The following is a 13,454-nucleotide window of genomic DNA, read 5'->3' on the forward strand; positions in this document are numbered from 1 at the left end:
ATATGTTCGCGAGAGCGGTCCTAATCCTCTGTCTCCATAGATTCTTCGAGTGTCTTTTGACGAGCAGTCACCTGCGAAGCTGCTATTTTCCCAAATCCGTATATCCCACTTCCTACCAAGGCTATACCTGCTATTAAGAATCCGAGAAATACGGCCATAAATGATAAGATAGTTATAAATCTAAGCCAGCCAAAGATTGTCTGCTGGATAAATAGACCAAGTATAGTAAGAAACGCCATGCCCGCAATCGTCTCCATGGCAAGTAGAGCGAATCCAGCCTCCTCATGCTCTCCAAACGGAGACGTGGCAGTATCGATACCTTTCGCCAAAGTGAGTAGATACTTAACGAAGATCATACCCACAACAACCAAAATTCCAAACCAGTAACCAAGTCCAAGATCTGGAACTTGAGAAAATAAATTGCCTGTGTTTGAGTCAAAATAGAAAGAAAGTCCGGTTCCCACGATTCCCACGGACGCGAGTAAGAGGCCCACATTCGCGATTATCCGAGATACAGCACTCCATGATGTTTCTCCCGCTTCGTCCTTAATCTCCTTGATTAGAGCAATGAGCGCATCAACATCGAACGGGAGGAGACCGATGATGAGACGAGGGATTATTGATTTTGACATATAGGATCTTATATTTATTTAAGAGTTCTGTCGAACGACCGTCTTGATGCTCTGGACTACCTCATCTTGCGGGAGATCCATCTCTTTCGCAATCGTTGGAGTATCCTCTTTGTGTACAGCGAATCGATAGGCAACAACCATTGGCTGGCCTTGAGATGCGATCTTAGTAGGAATACCATTCTCCATCCATTCGATAGAACCACCATTATTCGCCTTCAATGTACCATACACGTTCGCTCGGACTCGGTTACGAGACTGGTCGTCTGCCTCGTCGAAGACCACAGGTTCGCTCTCGCTTTGCTGCTGATATTTTACGATCCCATTTTCGTTGATCACCGCACCCCCGGTAGAGAACCGCTTGTGAACTGCTACGTCGGAAGTGACCGCGTCTGCAATCTTAGCTGGTGCGACGAATAGGACAACAGCACCGATTAACAGACAGACTCCGATCAGTTCTACCGGGAACGAAATACCAGTCGGATTCAGCACCAGTAGCAGCCCAGCTGCGCCACCGCCTAGTGTAAATTTCAATCGGGTCTCAGAATCGTCGAACGGTTCAGGTAGATGCTCCGGTTTGGGTTCTACCATCGCGTCTTGATCGTAGGGATCTATCGGTTCTGCACCGCCGTTGTCGGAATCTGCATTCGTGGTTTCTGGCTCCAGTCGCGGAGCATACTGATCGACCAAATCGTATCGTCGACGCTCTTCGATGATCTCGAGGAGATCGTCACCGTCGATCAGTTTTACGTTATGCTTCTCGGCCCATTCTTCTGCCTGTTTTGAGAAACTGGAAGTAGTGACGACCACAGCTGCATCTGCAGCAGCGTCCTGTTCCTTCAAAGAGTGGTATTGCTGTACCTTGGGACGCCCAATTTTGTTCCCATCACTGTATCGCTTCGCTTGAATCACCAGTTTTTGCTCAACGAGGTCGGTCGACTTTCGAGCGACCACGTCAACACCCATGTCGTTAGAGTCCTGAGCAACCGTTGTTTCCCAACCACGATCTTCCCAGAGGTCCGCAACAAAGTCCTCAAAGTCGTAAGGATCTATATTCTGTAATCGGGTGCGGATGTCCTCCGCGCTCCGGGCCATTGTCATATGAAACCTCTCTCTAGCGTCTATATACTTGAATCTTAGTCGTGGTTTCAATATCAGATTATGCCTTTTCTTCTTTATCTTACCATTCCCTACAGAGATGTAGGTTCGATCCTATACGAAGCGGTCTCTACTTTCACCCCACTTTCCGGACAACTAAGAGGGATTCTCCGGAATGCGTTCGGTATGCAACACGAAATTACCAGAGGGGCGAGGTATGATTACTGATGCTCGTGCTCTCCGCCCCGAATTCGTCCCGCGGGATCTACACCATCGAGACGGTCAGATAGACCATCTCTCGTCTGTTCTCGCGCCGATCCAGTTTGACAGCGCCGAGAACGTCACGATCTTCGGCCCGAGTGGCGCCGGGAAAACGACGATCGCGAAGTACGTCTTGTCCCAGCTCGAACGTGAAAGTCTCGGCATCCGTTGGGGCTACGTCAACTGCATGGCTGACAACACCCCCGCCGCGGCGCTACACACGATCGTCCGGGACGTGAATCTTGGCGCCGATCTACGCCGACGCGGCGAGCCAACTTCCCTCGCTCTCGACCGGCTCCGTGAGTGCGATGACCAGGTCGTCGCCGTCCTCGACGAGGTCGCTGTCCTTGACGAGCGACCACTCGTCGCGCTCGCAGATCTGCCGAACGTCTCGGTAGTTTGCATCACGATTGACGAAGAAGAGTGGCTGACTCAACTTAGTTCCCGGACGACCTCGCGTATGCAGAGCGCTGCGACAGTCCGGCTAGAGAAGTACGATCTTGATGAACTGATCGACATCCTCGAAAGTCGCGCCACGCACGGCCTCATCAAGTCTCGTGTTGACGATGAGGCTGTTAAGCGGGCTGCCGATATCGCGGCCGGCGATGCCCGCCGTGGGATCGCGCTTCTCCGTCGGGCCGCCCAGCACGTTGAGCAGAACGACGCCCGAGAGTTGACCATCGAGGCGATCGAGAGCGTCGTCGACGACGCGGAAGACGACATCCAGGAGCGGCGCATACGCTCACTCGGGACCCACCAGCGGCTTCTCTACAACATCATTGCGGAAGCCGGGGAGATATCCGGGAGCGAACTGGCCGACGAATACGAGGAACGGGCCTACGATCCGAAGTCCACGTCGAGTCGGCGCCGGTACCTCGAAAGTCTCCGCCGGTACAACCTCGTCGAGGCGTCCGGAAACGGCCGGGCACGGCAATACCGACCGCTTACCTGACCGTACTCTTATCAGAACCGCCTTACAAGCAACTGGCATGTACTGGGGCCAGGTGGTGGTCGCGCTCATGCTGGCAGCCTCGGGGGCTTACACCGCGTACGTGCGCGGCTGGCACGCCATTGAGGCCGCACTGTTCGGCGTCGTCTTCTACTTCCTCATTCGGTGGTTCATCGCGTGGGCGTACCGAATCCGCTACTGGTACCACCGCGGGACGCGCGGTGTCTATACCGAATACTGCACGAATTGTAACCAGCGCCGACACCGACTGTCCGGTGACTGGATACTGACGTGTCGGCGTTGCGGCTGGAAGCCCGGCTGGTACGGGATCCGCTGGCTCACGAAATCTCTCCCAGCTCAGCAACTCCGGCGCACTGTCGTCGGGCCACAACTGCTCGTCGCTGTCGCCGTGATCGGCGTGCTTGCGACAGGGGCTGCGTCGGGGCTTATGCTCGGAGACCTTTCAGTTGCCATCCCAGAGGACCGAATCCAGACAGATAATTCAGATAGAGCCGACAGTACCCACATTTCAGCGGAGGATACACAGCATTCGAAGGGCGGGGCAGGGAGTGGCGGGTCTAAACTAAATGAAACTCGAGTCGAACAGTTGGTTTTCGACTACGTAAATGCGAAACGAGGCCTCCGCGGGATGGAGAACTACACCACTAATTTGCGTGCTGGGAAAGCCGCTCGGCAGCACGCAGTTGACATGGCGGAAAACGAATATTTTTCCCATACATCTCTCGACGGCGAGACTCAACAGGAGCGATACTCGTTCTGTGATGGGGGCGAGAATGCGGCACAAACGTGGGCGAATAAGGAGATCCGACAGAATGATGGCGAGATCGTCTCTTACAGCACTGAGCGTGAGCTTGCTCGCGGTATCGTCACACAGTGGATGAACTCAGATCCTCATAGGGAACGCGGGATCTACGGAGAATGGTGGACTTCAGCAGGAGTTGGTATCGCGATCACATCCGATGGAAAGGTGTACGCTGTGATGGGTTTCTGTAGCAACTGAAGAACTGCTCTCAGGTATATCCGTTCACTCTCCTAATCGCCAGACTGCGCAGCTTCCGCCCACTTCCGCCCATTTTCCGCCCATCGGCGATTTCTCTCAATTTGGACGCTCTTACGGCGATTTCACGCGCTCGAAACCCGGATATATCGACTTCCGCCCATCCATCCGCCGTAGGGCTTTTTCGGTAGCTATCTTCGCTGTGCCCATGTTGCGCAGTCCGCGACCAGATCGAGTCGAACGCGCGAAGGTAAACGGACAGAAAGCCGAGGTCGAGATCTATCACACCGACCCCGACTTCTACACCCGCATCGAAGTCGAACGGGACGAATCCTGGGAGGTCGGGATCGACGAAGAAGGCGTCGCCGAGCTGGTCGAGACCAGCGACGTCGAGGACGATCTCGCTGCTGAGTCAGACATCCCGGAGTGGCTCGTCGAGACGCTCTACGGTATCGGTATCTCGGAGATCAAGGGGATCACGGGGGTGGCTTGACCGTGCCCGACGCCGTCTTTCCGTTCCCCGGTGGGAAGAGCAAGCTCGCCGCCTGGGTCCTCGACCACGTTCCGGAACATCGCTGTTTCGTCGAGGCGTTCGGTGGTGCCGCCGGGGTACTCGCGAACAAAGATCCAGAAACCAGCAAGGTCGAAGTCTACAACGACCTGGACGAAGACCTCGTTCACTTTTTCGAAATCCTACGGGAACAGCCCGACGAACTAGTCAAGTGGCTTTCGTCGGTTCCCTACTCGCGCTCCATCCACTCGGAATGGGTGGAAGCGTTCTATCGGGGCTATCGTCCAAAGGACGATATCAAGCGAGCCGGTCAGTTCTTTTACCTCCGGTACTCGCAGTGGGGCTCCGGTTACGATTCACCGTGTGGATTCGCGACGAGTAAAGCCGCGAGTAGGGCGCTCAGTTTCTCGAACAAGATCGACCGGCTCCGTGAGTTCGCCGAGCGCTTCGACGACGTCGTCCTGGAGAACCTCCACTGGCGGGACCTCGTCGAGAAGTACGACCATCCCGAGACAGTCTTCTACTTCGATCCGCCATACGTCGACGCCGAGGAATACTACCCGGCCAGCGATATCGACCACCAGGAGTTCGTCGACGAGCTGGCAGACCTCGAGGGCCGCTGGCTCTGTTCGTATCAGGAACTACCTGAGGGCGCGGAGGAGTTCGAAGTTCTCTGCCGTGACGAGAAGAACTACATTAACAATGGCACCAGCGGATCGGCGAAAAAGACTCGCGAGCACCTGCTACTGAACTTCGATCCGGAGGGGTTGGAATGAAGAGTTCGAACGGTTCTCCGGAATCACTCAGGTTCCGGTTCACCACGGAGGTCGTAGTCTCCTCGAAGATACGCCTCTCCCTTCTCAGTGATTGCGTAGTATCTGCCGTCACCGGGGAGAATCCTGACGAGTCCGGCCTCTTCGAGCTTGGGCAATCTCCTGGTGATCGTTTTGTAGGAGATCGAAATCTCCCGGTCTTGGAAATTGTTCGCGATTCCCTGAAAATTGTGCCCAGCGCCCGAGTCTTCCAGGAATTCAAGGATGACGTCGTCACTTCTAGTCATCCATTCAGCTCGGTGCCGGGGCATGAGTTCATCCCCGAAGAGCCATCTAAAACCCTCTTCGATATGCGGCATTGTGTCCACTTCATTAGACATGATGTACAATCTTTATCCCAAGAACTAATGCATATGGGAAAAGATTTGGACAGTACAACCGACGCGGTGCTCCTCGGGGTTGTCGCCTCTCAGAAAACGGGTCGACGCCCGTGTTCCAGGCACGGGCGCCGCGTCGGTCAACTAGGTGACCGCGCTATGACAGACGAACCCCGGGCCCAAAAGGATACCCGGAAGGCGGCAGTTCGGCACCGATTTCCAAATAGTTGCCCGACGTGCAGCACCGCGATCGACGGGATCAACGCGGATGGTCCCGGGCTGCGGCGGGCTGACCCTTGCGGACACCAGATTCCGAAGCAAATTATGAGAGAATCAACGGCAGAAAGAGACGCATCGCTCGTAACTGATGGCGGCGTAGATCGGTCGGAAGACTCCGAAGACGATGGAGTTGTCGCCGAGGAAGGTGGGCTGGCGAGAGTCGATGTCTACGGCATCGACAAGGAGCTCATCACCCACAGCGGTAGCGGCGAGGTGACCGTCGGGACCGGAGAGGGACGTGTAGGTGTTGTCCTCGAAGTCGCCTACAGCGAGGACGACGAGATCGAGGTCGGCGCGTCTGCAGTATTGTCTCCTGAGCAAGCCCGCGAGCTCGCTCATGATCTCCAGGAAGGCGCCGAGGAGTCGGAGCGGAAGGCCTCGGCCTTCCTCGACGATCAGAACGACAACGGCGAAGAATGAAGGGGCGAGACCGTGGCCCGCACAATTTGACCGCTCGCGCCGCCATGCAGCGCTGGTTGAACCAACAGAAGACCAGCAAGAGCGACGAGACGCTGGAGACGTACTTCTACCGTCTCAAGCTGTTCGTCGAGTGGTGCGAGGGCAACGGTATCGCGACCGTCTCCGAACTTTCCGGCTGGGACTTCGACACCTACGAGAACGACCGTCTCGCGGAGGACATCGCCGGCACCTCGCTTCAGAACGAGATGAAGACGATCCGGAACTGGATCGAGTACCTGGAGCGCATCGAGGCCGTCGACGAGGGCCTCGCGGAGAAGGTCCACGTCCCGGACGTGCCCGACTCGGAGCAGTCGGACGAGACGAAGCTCCACCCGAACGACGCTCGCCCGCTGCTGGACTACTACCGGAACACACCGCCCCTCTACGGGACGGTACGTCACGCCTGGCTCGAGCTGGCCTGGCACACCGGTGCCCGGATGGGCGGCACTCGAGCGCTGGACGTTCGGGACTACGACAGCGAGAACCGGCGCGTCGAGTTCCACCACCGCCCCGAGATGGAAACGCCGCTGAAGAACAAGCTTGACGGTGAGCGTCCGGTCGGCTTCCCCCGGTCGGTCGCGGACGTGTTGGACCACTACCTCCAGCACCACCGCCACGATCTCCACGACGACCACGGCCGCCAGCCGTTGTTCACCACGTCGCAGGGCCGGCCGGCGACGAACACGATCCGCGACTGGAGCTACCGGGCGACCTTCCCATGCCTCCATACTGCGTGTCCGCACGGCTACGAGCCGGACGACTGCGATTTCAAGGACCCGCACCAGGCGAGCAAGTGCCCGTCGTCGCGGTCGCCCCATCAAGTTCGGACGGGCTCGATCATCTGGCAGCGCGACCTCGGCTTTCCGCCGGAGGTCGTCGCCGAGCGGGTGAACGCGTCCATCGAGACGATCGAACAGTACTACGACCACGCTACCGCCCTCGAGAAGCTCGAGGAGCGGCGGCGCCCGTACATTGAGCGGATGGAATCTGAGTAACGATGAGTTCCAACACCACCCAAACCAACGCAAACCGTTTCGACAAGTACAGCGACGAGCTACAGCGATTTACCGAGGGTTCTAGCCTCGGCGGTCCCACTTCAAAATTTCCAACACATTCATAGTGTCAACTTCGGGTCACCAACTAAGCACATCGGCTCTTTCACGACATCCATTCCGGGAGTAAGTTCAACTCGTACTTCATACTCGTTGGATTTACCATCTTGTTATTTACTGCGGACTCCGGGCCCGCTCCTCCTATGTCAGAATTGGCATAACCTGAATGCTTTCGCTCTGGACGCTTGGCCCGATCGCTGTGATATCCTCTTGCACGTGTACTTCACCCATTGGTCGAGCTGACCCCTCGGAACTCCCGCAATTCGCGATCCGTTCGAAACCTTCTGTAGGCCCTCCGTTTTCCCTTCACGCGGAGAGTCGTAGATACGTCACCCCACGGCTGTATTCACAGCTGAATCCGGCTCTTGATACCACAGAAGCCACTTTGATACCACTCCGTGGACACTCCCACTGGACTGGACGTCAGTTCCGTGAATTTATTACTACGTTCACTTTCATACTCCGATCAGTATCTCGTCAGTATCGCTGTCGGTATCTCACTGAGAGTGCCTCACAGTACCTTTCTCATCCCTCTCGAACTGGCACGCAACCTCACCCGCTCGCCGTCATCTGGTAACTATCACGCTCGCATCCGATATTTATTTACAGGAAATAGTGGCGCACAGAAAAGCATATAGGAGGAAACTATGATCGACTGTAGGCATGGAGCAGTCAAAGTCGGCGGTCGCGATCTTCGTCGTAGTGATCGCGGCCGGTGGCGCCTCGGCGGGCGTGGTCTCCGTGGACGGGGACGGCCGCTCGTTGTCGACGGAACTCACATCCGAGACGAACGCGTTCGCGGCGGACACGGACGGCGACGGCCTCGCCGACGACGAGGAAGTCTCAGCGGGCACGGACCCGCTGTCGTCTGACTCCGACGGAGACGGACTGGACGACGGGCTCGAAGTGAACCGCTACGGGACGGATCCGAACGCCAGAGACTCCGACGAAGACGGCCTCTCAGACGGGGCGGAGATGGCCGACCACGGGACGGACCCCACCGCCGCGGACAGCGACAGTGACGGCCTCGGCGACGGCGCTGAAGTCGACGAGTACGGAACCGACCCGCGCGCGGTCGATACGGATGACGATGGGCTCCGCGACGGTCTCGAAGTCGACGACCACGAGAGCGACCCGCTGGTCGCGGACACTGACCAGGACGGTCTCGACGACGGCGTCGAGGTGATCGACCACGGGACCGATCCCGTCGCGTTCGACACGGACGGGGACGGTCTCAGTGACGCGAGAGAACTCGCCGACCTCGAGACTGACCCGACCGCGACCGATACCGACGACGACGGTCTCGGCGACGCGGTGGAAGTCGACCGGTACGACACGGACCCCACCATCGCGGACACGGACGACGACGGCCTGATCGACGGCAGGGAACTCGACGCGATCGCGGACCCGACAGTCGCCGATACGGACGGCGACGGAGTCTCCGACGGCGCGGAAGTGAACGACTACGGGTCGGATCCGACGGCGGTAGACACGGACGGCGATGGGCTGTCCGACGGCGAGGAGGTCTCCGACGACCCGGCGATGGCGGAGGCCGAGCCCGCGCGCTTCGACGTCTTCGTCGAACTCGACTACATGAGGGGGAGGAAACCCTCGGCGGAAGCCATCGACATGGTCGTCGAGGAGTACGCGGACGCGCCGGTCGAGAACCCCGACGGCTCGACGGGCATCTCGCTCCACGTCGAAATCGACGACGAGATCGATCGCTCGCCGACGACGAATCTCACCGAGCGCAACGACGTCATGGCCGAGCACATGGACTACGAGGGGAAGGGCTACCGCTACGGCGTCTTCGTCGTCGACCCGTACCTGAACGGCCGCGACGTCGCCGGCTTCGCGTCCATCCGCAACAGCAACGGCGCGATGGTGTGCAAGGCGCTCGATCCCCCGCTGTACCAGGCGAACCACTTCATGCACGAACTCGGCCACTCGGTCGGGCTCGGCCACGGCGCGTACAACGGCATCGACTCCAGCCAGGTCTCCTACGAGGAGTACACGAGCGTCATGAACTACAACAGCGGTCGCGAGGTGCTGGGGTATGCCGACGGCGATCCGTTCGACGACTGGCAGCACATCGAAGACCACGTCTACACGCCGCCGACGGACGAGATAGACGACGAGCGATGACCGGACGGTCGCGACTCGTCCGCAACTACGAGACTCGATCGCGGCAACGACAGTCGAAAGCGCGCAGCACCGGCAGACCTGCCTAAATTTGGGTCAGTGATCGTCAGTGTCGGGAATCTCGAATTCAGAACGCTCGACGCCGGCGTCGTCGGTGCGTGCGAGGGAGGCGAGCCCCTCGGGCGTCTCGACGAGAACGGCTTGCCCGCCCGTCCCGGACTGGTTGGCACGGATGACGTTCTCGCAGACGACGTTGCCCTTCTGGACGGGCTCGTCCTGGCGGGTGTGGCCGACGATCTGGGGCTGGGCGGTGCCCGGGAGGAACTGGAAGTCCAGCCACGCGACGCCGGCGCCGAACCCGCGGCCGCCCTGCCGGCCGAGCCCGAGAACCTGTCGGTACTCGTCCACGAGACGGCGCTGCGTGTCGACGTCCTCGGGCGTGCCGACGGTCTCGCGGAGTTCGAGCGCGGCGTCGACCAACCGGTCGTTGAGGGTCGCGGCGTCGTAGTCGGCGACGAGGCCGGCGTGAGCGTAGGTGAAGTTGTAGCCCTCGTACGCGGCGACGAGTCCGCCGCGTCCGATGGATTCGCACAGTTGCCGACGCTCGCCGTCGCTCCGCTGGCCGGAGAACCACGCTTCCCAGTTGACGAGGTCGCGGAAGAGTACGCCCCATTCGTGGTTGCCGAGCGTCACGCGCACGTGGCCTGGTGGGGCTTCGCGAGCGAGGCGCTCGACCAGTTCGATGACTCCCTCGTTGTCGGGGCCGCGGTCGACGAGGTCGCCGTTGACCACGAGGACGGACTCGTCGCCGCCGACCCAGTGGAGATTCCCATCGTCGTCGGCCTCGACGAGCGGGTCGTAGTCGGGATGGTCACCGAGCGCGGTGAGGGCGCGTCGGGCGTCGTCGAGGTAGCCGTGGAGGTCGCTGAGGCTGACGATCCGCGGAGAGTCCGCATCGAGGCCAGCCACCCCGTCCCTTGCGTCGGTCGGCACTCCGTCGCTCTCACCGGCACTGAGTTCTATCATAGCACCTCTGTCATCTCTCGTTCGGACGATTACCCGGTACGCCCGTAGCTGTCAAAATTGCTTCGGGTCGATTCGCGGTCGTCCCGTGGTTCGACAAACACAAAACTCATATCGCCGGGCTGAAAGAACTAAACAGATGAAGCGACTGCGGCAGTTGGCGTCCGGAGCGTACGAGCGGCTGCTGGAATGGGAGCTGTCGGGGACGCCCAGTCACGTCGCCGTCATTCAGGACGGCAACCGCCGATACGCGCGGACCAACGGCGAGGACGCCACTGACGGGCACCGCGCCGGCGCAGAGACGACCGAACAGGTTCTGGAGTGGTGCCAGGAAGTCGGCGTCGACGAACTGACGCTGTACACCTTCTCCACGGAGAACTTCGACAGGCCCGAGGAGGAGAACGAGGCGCTGTTCGACCTGCTCTGCGAGAAGCTCCGGGAGTTCGCCGACGCCGACCGCGTCCACGATTCGGAGGTCCGGATCCGCGCGATCGGCGAGACCCACCGGCTGCCCGACCGGGTGCGCGACGCGGTCGACTACGCCGAGCGGCGCACGGCGGGGTACGACGAACTCCACCTGAACATCGCACTCGCGTACGGCGGCCGGGCCGAGTTGCTCTCGGCCGCGCGGGACGTCGCTCGGGAGGTCGACGGCGGCGCGCTCGACCCCGACGCCATCGACGTCGAGACGGTCGAGGAGCGCCTCTACAGGGGGCCGAGCCGCGACGTCGACCTGATCGTCCGCACGGGCGGCGACGAACGCACGTCCAATTTCCTGCCGTGGCACGCCAACGGCAACGAGGCGGCCGTCTACTTCTGCACGCCCTACTGGCCGGAGTTCCGGAAGGTCGACTTCCTGCGGTCGATCCGGACCTACGAACACCGCGAGGAGTCCTGGCGCAAGACTCGCGCCCGGCGCGCGCTCGCCCTCGTCAAGGCCCTGGGCGACGCCGAGGTGAGCGAGGCCCGGACCGTCCTCCGGCGGTTCAAGGACGCGCTCCCGAGCGCCGAGCGCGAGGCGCTCGAAGAGGAGACTGACGCGGAACTCGAACACCCGGCCGACTGAACGCCGTCCGCCGATATCGATTGCTGCCGACTGATCGCGGTGCCCAGATCGGCTTACCGCGAACTGGCCGCTTGTGTGCGTTCGCCGTCGGGTACCGTGCTAGCTGGGGGCACGTGACGATACGTTTAAGTCGGGTGCGATATGACATAGACTATCATGGCACATTCCGGTTCCGATGCCGACGCGTTCGTGACGCACGGGAGGCGCCCCCGGAGCGTGGCGCGAGCGAGCCGGCGGCTGGGGCTGGCGATGCTGGGAGCGGCGGGCCCGGCGGTCCTCACAGCCTTCCTCGTCGCGTTGACCCGCGACGGGACGGCCGGGCCGGTGGCCTGGGTCGGTGAGGCGATGGCCACGCCGCTGGTAGGCGGTGAGGGGATCACGTGGGCGTTCCACGTCGCGGCGGTCACGGGGTTGGCCGGCGTCTGGATCGTCGGCTTCGCGCTGGTCGTCGAAGGGTACTTCGGCGTCGATTGATCCCGAGAAGAACTGTCGGTTCTGCGGTGCACGTTACGCGATGAGCAGCGCCGTCAGTCGTCGCCGCGGGGTTCCGGAGCGGCGTCCGCCGCGTCGTCGGTCGCCGCGTCGTCGCCTCGCACTCGGAAGCCGCCGCGCTCCGCCCGGCCGGTGAGTTCCCGCTGGGGGAAGGGGATCTTGATGCCTTCCTCCTCGAAGGCGGCTTTCACCGACGTGACGACCGCGGAGACGGCCTTCCACTTTCGGGGCGGCGTGGGGTGGTCGATCCAGAAGCGCATCTCGAGGACGACCGACGAGTCGCCGAACTCCTTCGGGAACACCTGCGGTGCGGGGGAGTCGACGACTTCGGGGAGTCCGGAGATTGCCTCGACGGCGACCTGCTGGGCGCGCTCGGGGTCGGCCTCGTAGTCGATGTCCACGTCGACGCGGATCCGCAGCAGGCCCTTCTGGCTGCGGTTCGTGATGGGGCGGTCGGAGACGCGGTCGTTGGGGATGATGACGAACTCGCCGTCGAAGTTCTCCAGGCGCGTGTTGAAGATGGTGATGTCGGTGACGATCCCCTCCTGGTCGCCGACCTGGACCCAGTCGCCGATGGTGAACGGCCGGGAGAACATGAGGACGAACCCGGCGATGAGCGACCCGAGCGTCTGGCGGGCGGCGAAGCCGACGACGATGCCCAGGAACCCCGCCCCGACGAGGAGCCCGCCGAGGTTCTGGCCCCACACGCTGAGGATGACGACCCCGGTGAACCCGAAGAGGACCAGCTGGGAGGTCCGGAGGACGATCTCCTCCTGGTGGTCGGTCATCCAGTCGGCTTGCCGGCCGAGGTTCGAGACGGCGTCCGAGAGGAACCGCGCGCCGGCGTACGCGCCGAGCGCTATCAGGACGCTCGCGACGAGGCGCCCGGCGGCCGCCGCCGGAGCGTTCAGTCCCTGGACGGCCTCGTCGATGTACGCGCCGTGTCCCCAGAGGACGAGCAGCGACAGCCCGCCTCCCACGAGGAAACCGAGCTGAACGGCGCGCAACAGCGCCCCGCTGAGGGCCCACTGCAGCGCCGACGCCCTCGCCCTCGCGGCGATCCGCGGGAGGACGACCCAGCCGGCGACGGCGAGCCCCGCGACGAGCAGCGCGGTCACCCCCAGTCGACTCCCGACCGTCTCGAATCCGGCGAGGAACGCGCGGATCGACTCGACCGTCGTCGCCTGGAACATACCGTCCAATCGTGAATCGATCGGCTTGGGCGTTGTGTTTGACCCAGCCACGGGCGAAATCCGCGGGATCGG

General features: G+C 61.0%; 14 protein-coding genes. 9 read left to right on the forward strand and 5 right to left on the reverse strand.

The features are described from left to right. Nucleotides 1-20 precede the first annotated feature (20 nt). Nucleotides 21-632, reverse strand: a complete 612-nt coding sequence (locus tag ACMGFH_RS03985; protein WP_415381481.1) for a hypothetical protein — start codon at nt 630-632, stop codon at nt 21-23. An 18-nt stretch (nt 633-650) separates the two neighbouring features. Continuing rightward, nucleotides 651-1,724 (reverse strand): restriction endonuclease, encoded by a 1,074-nt coding sequence (locus ACMGFH_RS03990; protein ID WP_415381483.1) that lies wholly within the window; start codon nt 1,722-1,724, stop codon nt 651-653. A gap of 220 nt (nt 1,725-1,944) precedes the next feature. Between ACMGFH_RS03990 and ACMGFH_RS03995 the strand changes: the two genes are divergently transcribed. From ACMGFH_RS03995 to ACMGFH_RS04010, 4 genes are all read left to right on the forward strand, one after another. Next, on the forward strand, nt 1,945-2,940 hold the full coding sequence (locus ACMGFH_RS03995) for a Cdc6/Cdc18 family protein (protein WP_415381484.1): 996 nt from the start codon (nt 1,945-1,947) through the stop codon (nt 2,938-2,940). Between the two features lie 37 nt (nt 2,941-2,977). Further along, entirely contained in the window at nt 2,978-3,958 is a 981-nt protein-coding gene (locus ACMGFH_RS04000) for a CAP domain-containing protein (protein ID WP_415381485.1), read from the forward strand. Between the two features lie 205 nt (nt 3,959-4,163). Continuing rightward, nucleotides 4,164-4,448 carry a hypothetical protein gene (locus tag ACMGFH_RS04005; RefSeq protein ID WP_415381486.1) on the forward strand — a complete coding sequence of 95 codons (285 nt, stop codon included), beginning with the start codon at nt 4,164-4,166 and terminating at the stop codon, nt 4,446-4,448. A 2-nt stretch (nt 4,449-4,450) separates the two neighbouring features. Continuing rightward, complete coding sequence (locus ACMGFH_RS04010) at nt 4,451-5,242, forward strand: DNA adenine methylase (RefSeq protein WP_415381487.1); 792 nt, start codon at nt 4,451-4,453, stop codon at nt 5,240-5,242. A gap of 23 nt (nt 5,243-5,265) precedes the next feature. On the opposite strand, the gene ACMGFH_RS04015 is transcribed toward ACMGFH_RS04010, so the two are convergent. Next, nucleotides 5,266-5,598 (reverse strand): winged-helix domain-containing protein, encoded by a 333-nt coding sequence (locus ACMGFH_RS04015; protein ID WP_415381488.1) that lies wholly within the window; start codon nt 5,596-5,598, stop codon nt 5,266-5,268. 342 nt (nt 5,599-5,940) lie between these two features. Here ACMGFH_RS04015 and ACMGFH_RS04020 point away from each other — a divergent pair, with 342 nt between their 5' ends. The 3 genes from ACMGFH_RS04020 to ACMGFH_RS04030 all read left to right on the forward strand — a co-directional run bounded on the left by ACMGFH_RS04020 (nt 5,941) and on the right by ACMGFH_RS04030 (nt 9,611). Next, on the forward strand, nt 5,941-6,315 hold the full coding sequence (locus ACMGFH_RS04020; protein ID WP_415381489.1) for a hypothetical protein: 375 nt from the start codon (nt 5,941-5,943) through the stop codon (nt 6,313-6,315). Nucleotides 6,316-6,359: 44 nt separating this feature from the next. Then, nucleotides 6,360-7,349, forward strand: coding sequence for a tyrosine-type recombinase/integrase (locus tag ACMGFH_RS04025; RefSeq protein WP_415383188.1), 990 nt, complete (start codon nt 6,360-6,362; stop codon nt 7,347-7,349). A 780-nt stretch (nt 7,350-8,129) separates the two neighbouring features. Beyond that, nucleotides 8,130-9,611, forward strand: coding sequence for a hypothetical protein (locus tag ACMGFH_RS04030; RefSeq protein ID WP_415381490.1), 1,482 nt, complete (start codon nt 8,130-8,132; stop codon nt 9,609-9,611). 93 nt (nt 9,612-9,704) lie between these two features. Here the strand turns inward: ACMGFH_RS04030 and ACMGFH_RS04035 are convergent, their stop codons facing one another. After that, on the reverse strand, nt 9,705-10,634 hold the full coding sequence (locus ACMGFH_RS04035; protein WP_415381492.1) for a metallophosphoesterase: 930 nt from the start codon (nt 10,632-10,634) through the stop codon (nt 9,705-9,707). 136 nt (nt 10,635-10,770) lie between these two features. On the opposite strand from ACMGFH_RS04035, the gene uppS reads away from it, so the two are divergent. Then, nucleotides 10,771-11,697, forward strand: a complete 927-nt coding sequence (gene uppS, locus ACMGFH_RS04040; protein ID WP_415381493.1) for a polyprenyl diphosphate synthase — start codon at nt 10,771-10,773, stop codon at nt 11,695-11,697. Between the two features lie 156 nt (nt 11,698-11,853). After that, nucleotides 11,854-12,171 (forward strand): hypothetical protein, encoded by a 318-nt coding sequence (locus tag ACMGFH_RS04045; RefSeq protein ID WP_415381494.1) that lies wholly within the window; start codon nt 11,854-11,856, stop codon nt 12,169-12,171. Nucleotides 12,172-12,224: 53 nt separating this feature from the next. Here the strand turns inward: ACMGFH_RS04045 and ACMGFH_RS04050 are convergent, their stop codons facing one another. Continuing rightward, nucleotides 12,225-13,382, reverse strand: a complete 1,158-nt coding sequence (locus tag ACMGFH_RS04050) for a mechanosensitive ion channel family protein (RefSeq protein WP_415381495.1) — start codon at nt 13,380-13,382, stop codon at nt 12,225-12,227. Nucleotides 13,383-13,454: the final 72 nt, after the last annotated feature.

The organism is Halosimplex rarum (assembly GCF_047715405.1).
In the GTDB taxonomy this organism is placed as follows: Archaea; Halobacteriota; Halobacteria; order Halobacteriales; family Haloarculaceae; genus Halosimplex; species Halosimplex rarum.